This is a genomic window from Williamsia maris, from assembly GCF_024171815.1.
Taxonomy (GTDB): Bacteria; Actinomycetota; Actinomycetes; order Mycobacteriales; family Mycobacteriaceae; genus Williamsia_A; species Williamsia_A maris.
This window is the reverse complement of sequence record NZ_JAMTCJ010000001.1, coordinates 852,151-870,472: the sequence shown is the minus strand read 5'-3', so window position 1 is coordinate 870,472 and position 18,322 is coordinate 852,151. Positions and strand designations below refer to the sequence as shown.

Genomic DNA, 18,322 nt, shown 5'->3' with positions numbered 1-18,322 from the left:
CAGGCGCTCAGCCCAGGTCTCCGCCCGCCACCGGGAGGATCGTCCCGGTGATGTACGAGGCCTCGTCCGAGGCGAGGAAGCAGATGGCCGCGGCCTGCTCGTCGAGGGTCCCGTAGCGCTTGAGCAACGACGACTCGACGGTCTGGTCCACGATCGACTGATACCAATCGCGTTCCTGATCGGTCGCCGGGCCGGGCCCCCGGGCGATGCGGCGCGGCGGAGCATCGGTGCCGCCCGGCGCGGTCGCGACGACCCGCACACCGAACGGCGCCGCCTCCAACGCGAGCGCCGAGGTGATCGCGTTGACCCCGCCCTTGGCCGCGGCGTAGGGAACACGGTGGATCCCCCGGGTGGCGACCGACGAGACGTTGACGATCGTGCCCGAACCCCGCTCCATCATGTGTCCCACCACCGCTCGGCACGACCACAGCGTGGGGAACAGGGAGCGGGAGACCTCCCTCTCGATCTGCTCGGGCGGGTACTCGGCGAACGGCTTGGCCCAGATGGTCCCGCCGACGACATGTACGGCGACATCGATGCGGCCGTGCTCGGCGAGTGCGGCGTCGACGACCTTCGATGCGCCGTCCCAGGTCTCGAGGTCGGCCATCACGCCGGTCGCCGAGATCTCCCCGTCGGCGAGTTCGAGGGCGAGCGCCTCGACGAGCTCGGAGCGGTCGGCCAGGACGACCGATCCGCCCTCGGCACTCACTCGTCTCGCGACCCATTCGCCGATACCCTGTGCCGCCCCGGTGATCAGGACGACCTTGCCTGCGAAGCGGCCGGGGCTGACGAAGGCGGGTCGCTTGGCCGCCACGGTGTCCTGCATGGCGCGCTTCATCGTGATCTTCGACCGTTCGGCGTGCTCGGCGATGAGGGTGCGCGCCCGCTCCCGGTCCTGCGCCTCGAAGGCGTCGACGATGTCGAGATGATCCTGCGCGCACAGCGGATCGCACCATGTCGCATTCCGGAGCGCCTCGGCCATCGCGGCTTTCACGCCCAGGGCCTGATACGCCTGCAGGAGATGCTCGTTGCCGGTCTGCGTGAACAGGTAGTCGTGGAACGCGGCGTTGGTCTCGGTGTACGCGGCGGCGTCGACGAATCGGTCTCCGTCGACGTAACGGGTGGTGACCTCGGCGAGCAGGCGGTAGCCGGCGATCTTCTGCGACGACATGCGGCCGATCACGAGTTCCAACGCACCGAGTTCGAGAGCGCGCCGCGCTTCGAACACCGCGTCGGACTCGTGCACCGACGGGTGTTCCTCGCCGATCTCGTAGGTGCCTCCGGCGACCGCGTCGGCAGGAGCGGCGACCGGTTCCGGTCGCGGTACCAGCGGAGCGATGTCGCGGGCGGGCCAGGCCTGCTGACCCGCGATGGCACGTGCCTCGCGGTTCTCTGTCAACCCCCCGTCGCGGTCGAGTGACACGACCTCGGCGTCGGAGCCGGCCCGGGCCACGCGTTGCCCGGCCACCGATCGCATGGCGATCATCTCGTCCGCCGGCGACACCGGTGATGCTGCGCGGGAGGGGCTCTCGAGGTCCCGAGAGCCGAAAGCGTTCTGTCCGGCGATGGTTCGTGCGACCGGATCGGGTGCGATCAGCAGCACGTCGGCGGACACGACCACCTGCGGCGCCGGAGGGCTCTCCGCGGTGTCGACGTCGGCGGCTTCTTCCGCCTCGACTCCGGTGTCGGGGTCGTCGTCGCCGGCATCGGGTCGTGGGGCCACTGCAGACGAGGGCGCGAATTTCTCGTAGTAGAAGCCGGTGGGTTCGACGCCCTCGTCGGAGAAGTGTGTGCGCACGGATTCGACCATCGGCGGTGGACCGCACAGGTAGACCGCAACATCTCCGTCGTTGAGATGCTCGGGACGGATCAGGCTGGTGACGTATCCCTTGTTCTCCGCTGTGGACTTCTCGTCGGACACGCAGTGCTCGAAGGTGAACGACTGCAGGCTCTTCGCGAGTTCGGCGAGAGTGTCCAGCTCCACCAGATCGTCGTCGGTGCTGACCCCGTACACGAGATGTGTGCGTCGGGGATCCGAATCGCGCTCGAGCTTGCGGAGGATCGACAGGACCGGTGCGAGACCGGTTCCGCCTGCGAGCAGCAGGGCGGGACGTTCGGCCTCGCGCAGGAAGAAGCTCCCGTTCGGCCCGGTGAACGAGATCTCGTCGCCCACGGCGGCGCGGTCGAGATAGGCCGACATGAGCCCGCCCGGGATCAGCTTGATGAGGAACTCCAGCTCCTCTGATCCGGGAGGGCAGCTGAACGAGTACGACCGCGTCTCGTCGCTCCCGGGTACCGCGATGTTGACGTACTGCCCGGGGAGAAAGGCCAACCCGCTGCCCGTGGGTGCTGCGACCGCCAGGCGCACCGTGGTCGGGGACAGCTTCTCCACCGCGCTGACCGTGGTCGTGTGCGTCGCCGCCTGGGTCTTGGCCACCGCTGAGGTACTGGCGATCTGTAGGACCAGATCCGATTCGGGGGTCATGCTGCAGGGCAGGCAGAACCCGTCGTCGGCCTCGTCGGCGGTCAGGGCGTCGTCGATGTAGTCACCACCGTCGTACTCCCCGGACTCGCACTGCGCTTTGCAGGTTCCGCAGGCACCGTCGCGGCAGTCGAGCGGGATGTTGATCCGCGCCCGGTAGGCGGCGTCGGCGACGGTCTGGCCGACCTCGCAGGTGACGAAGCGGGTCACACCGTCCTCGAACGACAGTGCTACGCGGTGACTCATGACAGAACCCTTCGAGATCAGAAGTGGGGTCGGCGCGTTCAGAAGTGATACACGTCGACGACGTGGTGGATGTAGTCGTTCTTGAGCACCACCGTCTTCCGGCGGATCAGCGGGGATTCCCCGGAGAAGTCGATCGTGTAGAACGAGGTCCCGTAATACGGATCGACGGTCTTGTACCGGAAGTACATGGTGTGCCAGTTGAACCGGATGTCGACGATGTCGCCGCGACGTTCGATGACCTCGACGTTGCTGATGTTGTGGCTGGTTCGCGGCTCGGGGAGCGATGTGGCGCTGGATCGTTCGGTGCGGATGCGGAACACCCGGTCCTCGAGCCCGCCTTTGTTGGGGTAATAGATCAGCGAGATGTCGGTCTCGGGATCCTCGGTCAGCAGGTCGTTGTCGTCCCAGCACGGCATCCAGTACTCGACGTCGTCGGCGTAGCAGGTCAGCCAGAGTTCGAACTCGCGGTCGTCGAGGTAGCGGGCCTCGCGGTAGAGGAACTGCTCGATGCTCGTCTGAGTGATCAACGTCGACGACCGTGCGGTGTCGCGACCGGTCTCGGTTGTCGTCATCTCACGCCCCCTTGCCGGTGGTGTCGCCATCGACGGCGGCGAGCAGGGTCGAACGCCAATATCCGTGCTGTACCCCGAACAAACCCTCGTCCTCGTTCTTCACACCCGCCGATATGACGTTGGGCATGTCGAGTGCCTCGGCGACCGGATCGGGTCCGGTCAGCCAGTGCTCGGCGCCGCGGCTCATGTCGTTCCACGGTGCGTTGGTGGCGCGGAAGGTCAGCTGGCAGGAGCGGAACTCCTCCAGATCGTCCGGCGTCGCCATGCCTGAGGCGTTGAAGAAGTCCTCGTACTGCCGGATGCGGTGCGACCGGGCCTGCTTGCTCTCACCCTTCGGCGCGATGCAGTAGATGGTGACCTCGGTCTTGTCCGGCGCGATCGGTCGGAAGTGGCGGATCTGAGTGCTGAACTGATCCATCAGGTAGACGTTCGGATAGAGGCACAGGTTGCGAGAACCCTTGACCATGAACTCGCCCTTGGCGTCGCCGAACTGTTCCTTGAGCGTGTCCATCTGATCCCACAGTGGGCGGTCCTGGGGGTTCGCGGCCCATGTCCAGAGGCACAGATGGCCGTTGGGATAGGACCAGTACCCACCGCCGGACTTGCCCCATCCGCCGGCGTCGAGTGCCTTGGTGGTGTTCTTCGACTCGCCGTTGTTGCGGCGCGAGGTCGTCGCGGCGTAGTTCCAGTGCGTCGCGGTCACGTGGTAGCCGTCGGCGCCGTTCTCCGCCTGCACCTTCCAGTTGCCGTCGAAGGTGTAGGACGACGATCCCCGCAGTACCTCGAGGCCGTCGGGCGACTGGTCGACGAGCATGTCGATCACCTTGGTCGTGTCACCGAGGTGCTCGGCGAGCGAGGGCACGTCGGGGTTCAGGCTGCCGAACAGGAACCCGCGGTAGCTCTCGAACTTCGGCACCTTGGTCAGGTTGTGTGAACCATCGACGTCGAAGGTGTCGGGGTAGCCGGCTCCCTCGGGGTCTTTGACCTTGAGCAGTGTGCCGTCGTTGCGGAACGTCCACCCGTGGAACGGGCAGGTGAGTGTGGTCCGATTGTCGGTCTTGCGCCGGCAGATCATCGCGCCCCGGTGTGCGCAGGCGTTGATGAGGCAGTGCAGGTCGCCGGCCTTGTCGCGGGTGATGACCACGGGCTGCCGACCCATGTACACGGTGAAGTAGTCGCCCGGATCGGCCATCTGACTCTCGTGGGCGAGGTAGATCCAGTTGCCCTCGAAGATGTGCTTCATCTCCAATTCGAAGATCTCTTCGTCGGTGAAGATGCGGCGGTTCGCCCGGTAGACGCCGGCCTCCGCGTCATCGATGACTGCGTTCTCCAGTGTTGCGTGGACGTGGTCCGCGATCTCGGTCATCGTTTCCTCCAGAAGATGTGGTGCGGTACCCCGATGCTGGCAGCGAGTGGCCCTCGTCACACCAGGCATAGCGCTAGGCCTGGGCCAGGGTGTGATTGATCGATTAAATCTCTCAATCAGCGACCATTAAGTCTTTGCCATTAATCGATTCCGCACCTACTGTGGTCTGCATCACCGCGCAAGATGCTCGTCGCGCGACCGACACCGCAGACGGGAGGGCACATGGAGCTTCGACATCTGCACCACTTCGTGGCCGTCGCCGAGACCTGTCACTTCGGACGCGCCGCGCAGCGACTGCATCTGGCCCAGCCGGCGCTGTCGCATTCGATACGACAGCTCGAGGCCGAACTCGGCGTCACCCTGATGGCGCGCACGACCCGTGCGGTGAGCCTCACCCCGGCCGGTGACTTCTTCTACCGGGAGAGCGTGCGCCTGCTCCGGGGAGTCGAGCAGAGCGTGCAGGGGGTGCGGCGGATCGCCGACGGCAGGCTCGGACTCGTCCGGATCGGATTCACCGGGACAGCGGCTTTCGACCAGCTCCCGTCGATCGCGCGAATCATCTCCCAGCGACTACCGGGAATCGCACTGGAGGTCCACGGCGACCTGTTGACGCCGGCGCAGCTCGACGGATTGCGCACGGGTGGTCTCGATCTCGCGGTGCTGCGACCTCCGGTCGCCGGCGACGACGTGGAGGTGCGGCCGATCAGGTCGGAGAGTCTGGTCCTGGCCCTGCCTGCGGACCACCGGTTGGCCGCCGAGCCCGCCCTCGAGGTGGCCGACCTGGCCCACGACGACTTCGTCATGTACGCGGACTCGCACTCGGCGGTCAACGATGCGGTCGTCACGGCCTGTCGCGCAGCAGGATTCACCCCGCGACGTGAGCACGAGGCGCCGGGTACGTCGGTGTTGCTGGCGTTGATCGCCGCCGGCCTGGGTGTCGCGATCGTTCCCGAGTCGGTGCGCGCACTGCAGCTCAACGGTGTGGTCTTCCGTGACCTCGGCGGCGCGGGGTCCATCCAGCTCGCGTTGGCGTGGTCTCGCGAACAGCCGTCCGCCCTGGTCGCGGCGCTGGTCGAGGCGCTGGAGGACGCCGAGGTGATCCCCCGCGAGATCGGCGCCCGACACACCGGTATCGCGATGCCGATCACCACTGGCTCGAAGGAGAACCGATGAAGATCACCCGGATCGACGCCATTCCGTACCGGATCGGTTACCGGAAACCACTTCGGTTCGCCAGCGGCGAGGTGCACGCGGCCGAACACGTCCTGGTGCGGGTACACACCGACGACGGGATCGTGGGTGTCGCCGACGCGCCGCCGCGACCCTTCACCTACGGCGAGACCCAGCGGGGCCTCGTCGCCGTCATCGAGACCATCTTCGCGCCGCAGATCGTCGGGCTGACCCTGGTCGAACGCGAGGTCGTCCATGCTCGTCTCGGTCGTACCGTGGGTAACCCGGTGGCCAAGGCCGCCATCGACATGGCCATCTGGGACGCACTGGGTCGGACGTTGGATCTGCCGGTCGGCGATCTTCTCGGCGGATACACCGACCGTATGCGGGTCTGTCACATGCTCGGCTTCGACACCCCCGCGGCGATGGTCGACGAGGCCAACCGCGTGCGGGATGTCCACGGCATCAGCGTGTTCAAGGTGAAGGTGGGGCGCCGTCCGGTCGGCCTCGACACCGCCGTCGTCCGCGCACTGCGCGAGGGTCTCGGCGATGACGTCGAGCTCTACGTCGACGGCAACCGCGGGTGGACGGCCTCGGAGTCGGCGCGGGCAATGGCAGAGATGTCGGACCTGGGTCTGACCCTGGCCGAGGAACTGTGTCCGGCCGATGACGTCCTAGGTCGTAAGTGGCTCGTCGGGCAACTCGACATCCCCTTCGTCGCAGACGAATCCGCGACGACACCGGCCGAGGTCACCCGAGAGGTCCTGTCCGGTGCCGCGACCGCGATCAGCATCAAGACCGCGCGCACCGGTTTCACCGGTTCGCTGCGCACGCACCATCTCTGCGAGGGCCTCGGACTCGAGGTGGTCATGGGTAACCAGATCGACGGCCAGCTGGGCACCGCGTGCACGGTGGCGTTCGGCGCCGCGTTCGCGCTCACCTCACGTCGCGCGGGCGAACTGTCGAACTTCCTGGACATGTCCGACGACCTGCTCACCGAGTCGCTGACGATCGCCGACGGCGAACTGGTGGTCCCGTCCGGTGCCGGCATCGGCGTCGAGATCGACGACGACAAGCTGGCCGCGTATCGCATCGACGGTTGACCCCGCCCCACGACTTCTCCATCCAACAGCCCACGAAGAACAAGGAGATCCACCATGAGCGTCGACCAGACGATCACCGCCACCGCCGCCGCGTCCGGTGCCAACGCGACGCAGCGTTTCACCACCGACAAGATCGGTGGCGCGCAGACGCCGCCGGAACGGGTCAGTGAACTCGCGCGCGAGGTCCTCGCATCTGTGCACAAGACGATCCGCGATCACAACGTCACCTACGACGAGTACAACGCGTTGAAGTCGTGGCTGATCATGGTCGGTCAGGACGGTGAGTGGCCGCTGTTCCTCGACGTGTGGGTCGAGCACGTCGTGGAGGAGGTCGCAGCGCAAAGTCGTGAGGGCAGCAAGGGGACCATCGAGGGGCCGTACTACGTTCCCGATGCACCCGAACTCGGCTTCGAGGCAACACTTCCCACCCGCGATGACGAGGCCGGCACTCCGCTGCTGTTCCAGGGGCAGGTCCGCGGGGTCGACGGAACGCCGCTCCCCGAAGCGGTGCTGGAGATCTGGCACGCCGACGCCGACGGTTTCTACTCTCAGTTCGCCCCGGGCATCCCGGAGTGGAACCTGCGCGGCACCGTCACCGCGGACACCGAGGGCCGCTTCCACATCCACACCGTCAAGCCGGCGCCCTACCAGATCCCGACCGACGGGGCCTGCGGCAAGCTGATCTCGGCTGCGGGCTGGCATCCGTGGCGTCCGGCGCACCTGCACCTCAAGGTTGCCGCTGCCGGACATCAGCAGATCACCACACAGCTCTATTTCCCCGGTGACTCGCACAACGATGACGACGTCGCCAACGCGGTGAAGCCCGAGCTGATCCTCGCGCCCACCGAGGTCGACGGTGGACAACAGGTGACCTACGACTTCGTGCTCGACCCCGAAGTCGACGACAAGTCCTGAAGGGAGTTGCAGAGCAATGCTTTTCGCGGTGACCATGGACGTGGCGCTCCCGCAGGACATGGAGTCCGACCTCCGTGCCGACACCCTCGCGCGGGAGAAGGCGTACTCGCAGGACCTGCAGCGCGCGGGGGAGTGGGTGAGCATCTGGCGATGCGTCGGGCAGTACTCCAACCTGAGCATCTTCGATGTCCGGGACAACGAACGGCTGCACGAGATCCTCTGGAATCTCCCGTTGTTCCCGTTCATGACCATTCAGGTCACCCCACTCGCGCAACACCCCTCCGACATCGCCGCGGGGTGATCGAGGCGAGGTCGGTCTGAGGGGTGTGGCCGTTGTGCTCGCCGGTCGGCCACCGGGGCGGGTAGCGCGGCGACAGAGGGAACGAACCGATGCCGCCGCGCTACCGCCTGAACCGATGGCGCCTGCGAAAGCGTGGGGCATTCGTGGCGCCGGGAGGTTCTTAGCAAAGGTAACGCCTCGGACGTCGTACGTGTGGCATTGCCGCGATTTGCGATGATTCGAGGTGGTAGACGCTCTGGCGGTGCTTGCGAGAAGATCGAGAGATGAGTGAGCAACGACGCAACTCGAGCCGCCTTGTCTACGACCCCCAGAGCGGGTTGTCGATCGACCTCGCCGGACTGCGGCGCCACAGCAGTGCCGAGCGCACGACCGACCCGGAGAACGATCCACGGATGTCGGAGGATTCGCGCGCCGAGACCTGAGATCTCCGAGGCCCGTACGCGGTGTCTGATCAGCGGTAGCCTGAGACGACAACGAGGGGATGCGGCAGTGGTAGAAGAAGCCCGCCGCGAACGATCTGCGGCCAATTACGAGGGGCTGGCAGCAAGCGATGCGCTGCAAGCGGTCGTCGATCTGACCGCGCAGACCGTGCGCGTCCCGCTGGCGATGGTCAATGTCATCGGCGCCTCGACGCAATACACGATCGTGGCCCACGGAATGGAACTCGCGGGGACGAGTGTTCCTCTCTCGGAGTCGGTGTGCGCTGCCGTCGTCGACGATGCGGCGCCCGTCGTCATCGGAGATGTGCTCGCCGAGACCTCTCGTCGCGACATCGCCAAACTCATCGAGCACGCAGGGTTTCGCTCCTACGTGGGCATGCCGATCCTGGGTCGGGAAGGACTTCCGGTCGGCACCCTGTGCGTCCTCGGGCTGATCCCACTGACCGTCGACGATGTCGACCTCGCCGCGCTACGTCAATACGCGAAGCTCGCCGAGCAGGCGCTCGAGGTGGAACGTTCCGGACGCGAGGTGTTGGCCGCGCGCGACATCCGCGACTCGTCGCTGACCGTCACCGACATCACCGACGCCGTCGACTCCGGCGAGATCGCGCCGTGGTACATGCCCATCGTCGACCTCGGCACCAACCAGCTGTATGCCGTCGAGGCATTGGCGCGCTGGATGCGTCCGGGTGGCGAGATCACTCCTCCCGACGCCTTCCTGCCGCGCATCGAGAACACCGAGCTCATCATCGATTTCGATCTGGCGATGTTGCGGCATTCGCTGACCGACCTCCACCGGTGGATCGAGATCGGTTCGGCAGCTGCGGATCTGATGGTGACAGTGAACTTCTCGGCCCATCACTTCTACCGCCGAGGGTGCGTCGAACGTATCGACGCTGTCGTGCAGGAGACCGGCGGCGAGCCGACTTCGGTCATCCTGGAGGTCACCGAGACATCCACCGTCCCCACCCGGGCGCTCATCGACGCGCACGTTATCGACGAACTCCGTGCCCGCGGTTACACGGTGATCCTCGACGACATCGGGGGTGACTGGCTCCCCGCCAAACATCTGCTGAGTCTGGCGTTCGACGGGATCAAGGCCGACCGCAGTATCGGTGGGGCACTGCAGACCCCGATCGGTCACGCGTTGGGTTCCGCTCTGGCGACCATCGCCGAACGACTCGGCATCTATCTCATCGTCGAGGGCATCGAGACCGCCGAGCAGGCACGCCGCGCGTACGAGATCGGGGCGCGTCGCGGGCAGGGCTTCTACTGGTCCGCGGCCGTCCCCGCCGCCGACATGCCCCACCTGTTGGCGCGCGACTCGCTGCTGCCGACGTCCGACTGACCACCAGCCGACCAGGGCGGGACCGTTGTGGGTGTCAGGGCGAGACCTTGGTGTCGGGCCATGTCCCACTGCATCATCGACGCCGCGGCGGTGCCGACCGGGAACGGTCCGCATCCCGCGGCGAGTCCATACGACAAACGGATCAGCGAGTCACTCGGGCTGACCACGTTCGAGGTCTGTCAGATCGAACTCCCGCCGGGCGCGGAGACGGTGCGCCACAACCACCTCGACGATCGCAGCGAGGACATGTACGCGATCCTCACGTTCATCGCGGTCTGTTCCGCCTGAGCAATTCGGGGGTGGATTCGCCCGAATCGACCGCGTTCACTGGAGCCCATGAACGATGACACCGCCACGTCGGTGACCGCCGAAGACCTCGAGCTCCTCCGCCGACCCCTGCACGGGTTCTTGTCGGTCGCCGCAGGTCCGATCCCAGCGCAGCCACGACCGGTGTGGTTCGAGGTCACCGAGAGCGGCGCCGTCGAGCTGTTCACCGAACCGGACGCGGTCAAGGTTCGGCGGCTCCGCACCGATCCGACCCGCGCCGACGAGTTGGCGGCGATCCTGTCCCAGGAACAGCTGCGACTCGTGATCCACCCGGACAAGGTGAACCGCTTCCGCTTCTGATCTGCGCCCGGAACCGAACCGTTCCGATGGCGCTCCCGATTCGAGAACCGGTGCCGGCCCTGCCACTGTGAGGACATGACCGAACCGCTCATCATCATCGTGATCGGACTCGTGACCATCGCCGCCGCCACCGTCGTCGGTCCGCGTCTGGGGATCGCGGCGCCGCTGTTGCTCGTCGCCATCGGTGTCGCGGCCAGTTTTCTGCCCACCTTCGGGTCGGTCGAGATCGATCCCGAGTGGATCCTGGCGGGCATCCTGCCTCCGCTGCTGTACTCCACGGCCGTGTCGATGCCGTCGATGAACTTCCGCCGCGAGTTCGGAGCGATCAGCGGCCTGTCGGTGCTGCTGGTCATCGCCAGCGCGCTCGTACTGGGGCTGTTCTTCATGCTCGTGCTGCCCGATCTCGGCTTCGCGTGGGGTGTTGCCATCGGGGCGATCGTCAGTCCCACCGACGCGGTGGCGACGTCGATCATCAAGCAGACGTCGGTGTCGAAACGGGTCGTCGCGATGCTCGACGGCGAGAGCCTTCTCAACGACGCGACCGCCCTGGTCATCCTGCGGACCGCGATCGTCGCGACCGCCGCGTCGTTCTCCTTCTGGGGTGCGCTCGGGCAGTTCGCGTACTCGGTGGTCATCGCGGTCGTCCTGGGCGCGGTGATCGGATGGCTCAATCTCGCGGTGCGTTCCCGGATCACCGATCCGACCGCCAACACGGTGATCTCGTTCGCGGTTCCGTTCGCGGCCGCGGTACCCGCGGAACTGTTGGAGGCGTCCGGGTTGGTCGCTGCGGTGGTGGCGGGCCTGGTGACCGGGTTCCGCGCGCCGCGCGAACTCTCGCCGCAGCACCGTCTGTCCGACGGGCAGAACTGGCGCACCGTCGAACTCGTCCTCGAGGGCGCCGTGTTCCTCACCATGGGCCTGCAGATCAAGGCGATCGTCACCAATGTCGAGAACGACCACGGTGGCGTGGGGACGGCGGTGCTGATCGCCGCCGGCGCTCTGCTGCTCACCATCCTCGTGCGGGCGGCCTACATCGCGCCGCTGCTACGCATCCTGCAAGCCCGGTCGCGGCACGGTCAGAACATGCGAGAACGCCTGCAGGGCATGCAGGAGAAGTTCAACTCGAGCGACGACAAACGTGAGGCGTTCGCCGAGGTGAGCCGCGGCCGGAAGGTTTCCGATCGCAGGTTGGACCGTATCGCCGTCCGGGTCACCCGGGGACTGGCCGACATCGACTACTTCCTGCGAGAACCGTTGGGCTGGCGCGAGGGGACGGCCGTCGTGTGGGCGGGGATGCGCGGTGCGGTCACCGTGGCCGCGGCGCAGACCCTGCCCGAGGACACCCCGCAGCGGTCGGTGCTGGTCTTGATCGCCTTCGCCGTCGCAACGATGTCGCTGCTGGTTCAGGGCGGCACCATCGGTCCGCTCCTGCGGTCCATCACGCCGTCGCCCGGACCCGATGCGCCCGACGAGACGGAGGCCGCGGAACGCACTCGGCTCAACGAGTTGCTGCGCGCGGTCACGGGCGACGTACCGTCACCGACTGCATCGTCCGACACCCCGCGGCCACAACAGTTCGCCGAGCAGCGCGACTACCGACTGGCGGTGCTCGCTGCGCAGAGGTCGGCGTTGCTCGACGCACGCGACGACGGCACGTTCGATGCCGAGGTCCTCGCCCGCATGCTCGCCAACCTCGACGCCGACGAGATCGCGATCACCATGCGGACCGAGACCCGCGGCTGAGGCGCCGCGGCGCGGCGCGGTCAGCCGACCGGCACCGCGGCGTCGGTGGGCAGGTCGTCCTTCTTTGCTCGCACCAGGAAGAACACCACGGGCGTGACCAGGGCGACGAAGATCGCGGCGAGGGCGAAGACATTGGTGTACCCGGAGACCTCGGCCGAGAAGGCGTTGAACATCGACCGTGCCGGGTTGTCCTCCAGGTACGACGACTTCCCCGAGGCGTACACCGTGGTGAAGACGGCTGCACCGAGTGCCCCGCCGATCTGCAGCGACGCGTTGATCAGCGCGCTGGCCGCGCCGGCGTCGTGGTCGGGCACGCCGATCAGCGCCACGTTCTGCTGCGGGATGATCAGCAGACCGAGGCCGAGGCCGAGGAGGACCAGTCCGGGCAGGACGTGCGACCAGTAGGACGTGTCCACGCCGATCTGGGTGAGCAGCACGAGGCCGATGACCGAGATGATCGGACCGACGGTCATCAGCGGTTTCGGCCCGATCCGCGGCGCGAGCGCCGAGGCGACGCCGGCGGTGATGAGGATGCCGCCCGTGATGGGCAGCGACGCGACACCGGAGATGACCGGGCTCATCTCCAGCACGATCTGGAAGTAGAAGGTCAGGAACAACGTCGCACCCACGAGAACCGTGCCGGCCACGGCGGAACCGAAGAAGGCCGGGCCGCGATCGCGGTGGAACAGGATCCTCAGCGGCAGCAGCGGATTGGCCGAACGCGACTCGACGAACCCGAACACGATCAGCAGGACGACGCCGGCGACGATGAACGACACCGTCGACGCCTGTCCCCATCCGTCCTCGGCCTTGGTGAATCCGTAGACGAGCGAACCCAGTCCGAGCGCCACGAGAATCGCTCCCGGCAGGTCGTATCGGGTGTCTCCGTGTGCCTTGCTCTCCTTCACGACCAGCAGGGCCGCGATGATCGCCACCGCGACCACCGGGACGTTGACCAGCAGGCACCAGCGCCAGTTGGCGTATTCGGTCAGCACGCCTCCGAGCAGCAGGCCGACCGCGGCGCCACCACCGGCGATCGCGCCGAAGACACCGAACGCGGTGGAACGCTCCTTGGGATCGGTGAACGTCACCGTCAGGATCGCCAGCGCAGCGGGTGCGAGCAACGCGGCGAAGACACCCTGGCCGCCGCGGGCGAGGAACAGCTGCCACGGCGCCTGGGCCAGTCCACCGATCGCGGACGCGATCGCGAAGCCGGCCATGCCGACGACGAACGAACGCTTACGGCCCCAGTAGTCGGAGATGCGGCCACCGAGGAGCAGCAGGGCGCCGAACGCCAGCGCGTAGGCGGTGACCACCCAGGTGCGGGCGCCGTCGCTGATCTGCAGGTCTGCCTGAGCCTGCGGCAGTGCGATGTTCACGATGGTCGCGTCCAACACGATCATCAGCTGCGTGATGGCAATGATCGACAGGACCAGCCATCGACGCGCGTAGTTCGACGGGCTCGACGCCGCGTCGGATGTGTGCTGGTGTGCCTCGGTCGCGTCACTCACGCGTTCCCCCATCGTGGTGTCGGATCACTCGAAGCGGACCGCCTCGCTCGCAACGGTAGATCGACTCCGGCGCCGAGGACAAACTGGCGGCGCCACCGAGTCTGCGCTGGTCACCGGGTTGCGAAGGCGTGTCTCGTGTGCTCTCACGCGGTGTTGCCGGTCGCACGGATACCATCCCGCCATGCTTCCCGAGCCGCAGCACAGTTCGCCCTATCTCGACGCCGTGGTCGCCTACGCCTTCCGCGGGCCGGCGCGGTATCACGTCCCCGGCCACAAGGGCGGTCCCGGAGCAGATCCCGCTCTGCGCAAGGCGATCGGGGTCGACGCTCTGGCGGCCGATGTCCCCCAGGACATCCACGGCATCGACATCGGGCAGTCGCCCTCGGCGTACGAGCGGGCGGAAACGCTCGCCGCCGATGCATTCGGCGCGGACCGGTCGTTCTTCCTCACCAACGGAGCCACCCAGGGCAACCACGCTCTGTGCCTCGCGCTCGCAGGTCCGGACGTACATATTGTCGCGCAACGCAATTCGCACGGCTCCGTCGTCGACGGTCTGGTGCTCTCGGGTGGTGTCCCGACGTTCGTGGCACCCGAGTACGACGAGGATCTCGGCATCGCCCACTGCGTGACGCCCGAGTCGTTGGAGGCGGCGCTGATCGCGGACCCGGAGGCACGAGCGGTGTTCGTGGTGTCGCCGACCTACTACGGGATGACCGCCGACATCGCCGCCCTGGCCGAGATCGCGCACGCCCGCGACATCCCGCTCGTGGTCGATCAGTCGTGGGGCCCGCATTTCGGCTTCCATCCCGCGCTGCCGGCCACCGCGCTCGCCGCCGGCGCCGACGCCATGCTCACCAGCACCCACAAGATCGCCGGGTCGCTCACCCAGAGCGCGATGCTGCACGTCGGGTCCACCGGGCGGGTCGACGCCGACGCTCTGGCCCGCGTGCTGAGGCTCCTGCGCAGCACCAGTCCGTCGTCGTTGCTGATCGCATCGCTCGACAGCGCCCGTCGACAGTTGTCGATGCACGGTGAGCAGCTCCTGCACGAGACACTCGAGGCCATCGAACTCGCCCACGTGAAGCTCCGCACCATCCCCGGAGTGGATCTCGTGGACCAGCGACTCGTCGGGCGCATGGGCGTGCACGCATACGATCCGCTGCGCATCGTGCTCGATGTCCGCGGAACCGGTTGTACCGGTTATGAGATCGCCGACGAACTACGACGCAGCTACGACGTCCACGTCGAACTGCCGATGCGGGCGACCATCGTTCTCGTGGTCGGTCTCGGCGAGTCGGCGCCTGCGCTGCGCCGACTGGCGGGCGACATCGAGGAGGCGGTCAGCCGTCTGGCCCGTCCGGGCGTCACCACCGAACCGTTGTCCGCGGGAACGGGGATCTTCGGGCACGGGGTGTCGGTGTCACCGCGAACCGCGTTCCTCGGGGCGTCGGAGCGTGTGTCGATATCCGACGCCGTCGGCCGGATCTCCTGCGAGGCCGTCGCGGCGTACCCACCGGGTGTGCCGACGCTGCTGCCCGGCGAGGAGATCACCGCGGACGCCGTGAGTTACCTGCAGCAGGTCGTCGACGGGGGAGCACGCCTGCACGGCGCGAGCGATCCCAGCTTCGCGACCGTGGTCGTGCTCCGCCCGACGAGCCCTACTTCCGAGCGGACAGCAGCGCCTCGTTGAAGGTCTGGCTGGGCCGCATGACCGAGGTGGCCTTCTCCTGGTCGGGGTAGTAGTACCCACCGATGTCGACGGCCTGACCCTGGGCGTCGTTGAACTCCTTGACGATGACGTCTTCGCTCTCGCCCAGTTTCTCCGCCAGCGCGGCGAAGTGCTCGGCCAGGCCCTTGTCCTCGGTCTGCTCGGCGAGCTCGCGCGCCCAGTAGAGGGCCAGGTAGTACTGGCTGCCGCGGTTGTCGAGCTCGCCGGTGGAGCGTGACGGGCCCTTGCTGTTCTCGAGCAGCGTGCCGGTCGCCGAGTCCAGCGCCTTGGCCAGGATGGTCGCCTTGGCGTCGCCGGTCTTGGTGCCCAGATCCTCCAGGCTGACCGCGAGGGCCAGGTATTCGCCGAGCGAGTCCCAACGCAGGTGGTTCTCCTCGAGCAGCTGCTTGACGTGCTTCGGTGCCGACCCTCCCGCACCGGTCTCGTACAGACCGCCGCCGGCCATCAAGGGCACGATCGACAGCATCTTCGCGCTGGTGCCCAGCTCGAGGATCGGGAACAGGTCGGTGAGGTAGTCGCGCAGGATGTTGCCCGTCGCGGAGATGGTGTCCAGGCCGCGGATCAGGCGTTCCATCGTGTACCGAATGGCCCTGACCTGGGACATGATCTGGATGTCGAGACCATCGGTGTCGTGGTCGGCGAGGTACTTGCGCACCTTGGCGATCAGCTCGTTCTCGTGCGGGCGGTACGGGTCGAGCCAGAAGACCACCGGCATCCCCGACTCGCGCGTGCGGCGGACGGCAAGTGCGACCCAGTCGCGGATGGGGGCGTCCTTGACGATGCACAGACGCCAGATGTCGCCCTCTTCGACGTCCTGGGTCAGCAGGACCTCGTCGGTCGCGTTGTCGACGATGTTGGCCACGCCGGCCTGCGGTACCTCGAAGGTCTTGTCGTGCGAGCCGTACTCCTCGGCCTTCTGCGCCATCAGACCGACGTTGGGGACGGTACCCATCGTCGTCGGGTCGAAGGCGCCGTTGGTCTTACAGAAGTTGACCATCTCCTGATAGATGCGGGAGAAGGTCGACTCCGGGTTGACCGCCTTGGTGTCCTTCTGGCGGCCGTCGGCGCCGTACATCTTGCCGCCGGAGCGGATCATCGCCGGCATCGACGCGTCGACGATGACGTCGCTGGGGGAGTGGAAGTTGGTGATGCCGCGCGCCGAATCGACCATGGCCAGCTCGGGACGGTGCTCGTGACACTTGTGCAGGTCGTCGATGATCTCCTCGCGCTTGGTCGCGGGAAGCGAGTCGATCTTGCTGTAGAGATCCGATAGGCCGTTGTTCACGTTGACGCCGAGCTCGTCGAACAGCTCGCCGTGCTTGGCGAACGCCTCCTTGTAGAACACGCGCACCGCGTGGCCGAACACGATGGGATGCGAGACCCGCATCATCGTGGCCTTCACGTGCAGCGAGAACATCACGCCCGTCTCGTAGGCGTCCTGCATCTGCTCTTCGTAGAACTCGATGAGCGCCTTCTTCGACATGAACATGCTGTCGATGACGTCGCCGTCACCCAGCGACACCTTCGGCTTGAGGACGTGGGTCTCACCGTCGGCGGTGACGAGCTCCATGCGTACCTCGCGGTCGCCGTCCACGGTCATCGACTTCTCGCCGTGATAGAAATCGCCCGTGGTCATGTGCGCGACGTGTGTGCGCGAGGCCATCGACCACTTGCCCATGCTGTGCGGATGCTTGCGGGCGTACTCCTTGACCGCCTTCGGTGCGCGACGATCCGAGTTGCCCTCGCGGAGAACGGGGTTGACGGCGCTGCCGAGGCACTTCGTGTACCGGTCGCGGATCTCCTTCTCCTCGTCGGTCTTCGGGTTGCCCGGGAAGTCGGGGATCTCGTAGCCCTTCTCCTGCAGCTCCTTGATGGCCGCGAGGAGCTGGGGGACCGACGCGCTGATGTTCGGGAGCTTGATGATGTTCGTCTCGGGCAGCTGCGTCAGCTTGCCCAACTCGGCCAGGTTGTCCCCGACGCGCTTGTCCTCGGGCAGGTAATCGGGGAACTCGGAGAGGATGCGGTTGGCAACCGAGATGTCACTGGACTCGACCTTGATGTCGGCCGCGTCGGCGAAAGCGCGGACGACGGGCAAGAACGCGTGTGTCGCCAGCATCGGCGCCTCGTCGGTCAGGGTGTAGATGATGGTCGGCTGCTTCGCGTTCATGTTTCGCCTTCGCCTCAATTTCCGTTGTCTCGACGTCGTCGTCTGCCTGCGTCCGCTTCAACCTTAATCACGTCGGACACGACGTCGCTCGGAGCGATGGTCGCACGGTTGTTCATCAGGCGGGATGAACGGTGGGAGAGGAGGCGGTGCGAGGCGCGCGGGTACGGGTCGATCCCGTCACACGGCGAGGGTGAGGCGGCGGTTCACTGTTCCTGTTCGCGCCGACGGCGCTCGACCTCGCCCATGCGGCGTTGCTGTTCGGCGCGCTCGCGGACCTGCTTCAGGAATGCGGCGTCGGCTTCAGGATCCTGTGGGATGAACCGCCCCGGCTGGTCGTACTCGGGGTAGCCGAGTGCCGATGCCTGTCCGGGCCGATGTGCCGACCCGCCTGCGAGCGGGCGCCCGGCGAAGAACCACACGACCGATCCAGCCAGCGGCAGGATGACGACCAGAAGGAGCCAACCCCACCGCGGCAGTCCGCGCACCGACACCTCGTCGCTGCTGATGATGTCCACCAGCGCAGCGATCATCAGCACCAGGATGATCAGACCCAGATACGGCACGTCGCGATCCCTCTCATGTCGTCTCGAGGCCCCGGGCGG

16 protein-coding genes are annotated in these 18,322 nt (G+C 66.8%); 10 read left to right on the top strand and 6 right to left on the bottom strand.

The features are described from left to right. Positions 1 to 7: 7 nt before the first annotated feature. The 3 genes from benC to benA are packed head-to-tail and all read right to left on the bottom strand — an operon-like array spanning position 8 to position 4,666. Positions 8 to 2,728 (bottom strand): benzoate 1,2-dioxygenase electron transfer component BenC, encoded by a 2,721-nt coding sequence (gene benC / locus LX13_RS04080; protein ID WP_253660007.1) that lies wholly within the window; start codon positions 2,726 to 2,728, stop codon positions 8 to 10. A 38-nt stretch (positions 2,729 to 2,766) separates the two neighbouring features. Further along, complete coding sequence (benB, locus tag LX13_RS04075) at positions 2,767 to 3,300, bottom strand: benzoate 1,2-dioxygenase small subunit (RefSeq protein WP_253660006.1); 534 nt, start codon at positions 3,298 to 3,300, stop codon at positions 2,767 to 2,769. 1 nt (position 3,301) lies between these two features. Then, positions 3,302 to 4,666, bottom strand: a complete 1,365-nt coding sequence (benA, locus tag LX13_RS04070) for a benzoate 1,2-dioxygenase large subunit (protein WP_253660005.1) — start codon at positions 4,664 to 4,666, stop codon at positions 3,302 to 3,304. Between the two features lie 222 nt (positions 4,667 to 4,888). Between benA and LX13_RS04065 the strand changes: the two genes are divergently transcribed. The 9 genes from LX13_RS04065 (at position 4,889) to LX13_RS04025 (ending at position 12,313) form a co-directional block, all read left to right on the top strand. Then, positions 4,889 to 5,839: a LysR family transcriptional regulator gene (locus LX13_RS04065; RefSeq protein ID WP_253660004.1), complete on the top strand. Its 951-nt coding sequence runs from the start codon at positions 4,889 to 4,891 to the stop codon at positions 5,837 to 5,839. Beyond that, positions 5,836 to 6,939: a mandelate racemase/muconate lactonizing enzyme family protein gene (locus LX13_RS04060; RefSeq protein WP_253660003.1), complete on the top strand. Its 1,104-nt coding sequence runs from the start codon at positions 5,836 to 5,838 to the stop codon at positions 6,937 to 6,939. The genes LX13_RS04065 and LX13_RS04060 overlap by 4 nt, the downstream gene beginning before the upstream one ends. Positions 6,940 to 6,993: 54 nt before the next feature. After that, positions 6,994 to 7,854, top strand: coding sequence for a catechol 1,2-dioxygenase (gene catA / locus LX13_RS04055; RefSeq protein WP_253660002.1), 861 nt, complete (start codon positions 6,994 to 6,996; stop codon positions 7,852 to 7,854). 16 nt (positions 7,855 to 7,870) lie between these two features. Next, complete coding sequence (catC, locus tag LX13_RS04050) at positions 7,871 to 8,155, top strand: muconolactone Delta-isomerase (protein ID WP_253660001.1); 285 nt, start codon at positions 7,871 to 7,873, stop codon at positions 8,153 to 8,155. A 263-nt stretch (positions 8,156 to 8,418) separates the two neighbouring features. Continuing rightward, positions 8,419 to 8,577, top strand: a complete 159-nt coding sequence (locus LX13_RS04045) for a hypothetical protein (protein WP_253660000.1) — start codon at positions 8,419 to 8,421, stop codon at positions 8,575 to 8,577. A gap of 67 nt (positions 8,578 to 8,644) precedes the next feature. Further along, positions 8,645 to 9,943, top strand: coding sequence for a sensor domain-containing phosphodiesterase (locus tag LX13_RS04040; RefSeq protein WP_253659999.1), 1,299 nt, complete (start codon positions 8,645 to 8,647; stop codon positions 9,941 to 9,943). Positions 9,944 to 10,003: 60 nt separating this feature from the next. Next, the gene (locus LX13_RS04035; RefSeq protein ID WP_253659998.1) at positions 10,004 to 10,231 is read left to right on the top strand and encodes a hypothetical protein; all 228 of its coding nucleotides are present in this window, start codon (positions 10,004 to 10,006) and stop codon (positions 10,229 to 10,231) included. A 48-nt stretch (positions 10,232 to 10,279) separates the two neighbouring features. Beyond that, positions 10,280 to 10,570, top strand: coding sequence for a hypothetical protein (locus tag LX13_RS04030; protein ID WP_253659997.1), 291 nt, complete (start codon positions 10,280 to 10,282; stop codon positions 10,568 to 10,570). 75 nt (positions 10,571 to 10,645) lie between these two features. Then, entirely contained in the window at positions 10,646 to 12,313 is a 1,668-nt protein-coding gene (locus LX13_RS04025) for a cation:proton antiporter (protein WP_253659996.1), read from the top strand. A 20-nt stretch (positions 12,314 to 12,333) separates the two neighbouring features. Here LX13_RS04025 and LX13_RS04020 read toward each other — a convergent pair whose 3' ends face one another. Continuing rightward, complete coding sequence (locus tag LX13_RS04020) at positions 12,334 to 13,824, bottom strand: MFS transporter (RefSeq protein ID WP_253659995.1); 1,491 nt, start codon at positions 13,822 to 13,824, stop codon at positions 12,334 to 12,336. A gap of 181 nt (positions 13,825 to 14,005) precedes the next feature. Between LX13_RS04020 and LX13_RS04015 the strand changes: the two genes are divergently transcribed. After that, positions 14,006 to 15,514, top strand: a complete 1,509-nt coding sequence (locus LX13_RS04015; RefSeq protein WP_253659994.1) for an aminotransferase class I/II-fold pyridoxal phosphate-dependent enzyme — start codon at positions 14,006 to 14,008, stop codon at positions 15,512 to 15,514. Here the strand turns inward: LX13_RS04015 and LX13_RS04010 are convergent. Together LX13_RS04010 and LX13_RS04005 are read right to left on the bottom strand one after the other, a co-directional pair. Beyond that, positions 15,483 to 17,720 carry an NADP-dependent isocitrate dehydrogenase gene (locus LX13_RS04010; RefSeq protein WP_253659993.1) on the bottom strand — a complete coding sequence of 746 codons (2,238 nt, stop codon included), beginning with the start codon at positions 17,718 to 17,720 and terminating at the stop codon, positions 15,483 to 15,485. The two genes, LX13_RS04015 and LX13_RS04010, sit on opposite strands and share 32 nt — an antisense overlap. Before the next feature lie 203 nt (positions 17,721 to 17,923). Next, positions 17,924 to 18,283, bottom strand: a complete 360-nt coding sequence (locus LX13_RS04005; RefSeq protein WP_253659992.1) for a PLD nuclease N-terminal domain-containing protein — start codon at positions 18,281 to 18,283, stop codon at positions 17,924 to 17,926. Positions 18,284 to 18,322: the final 39 nt, after the last annotated feature.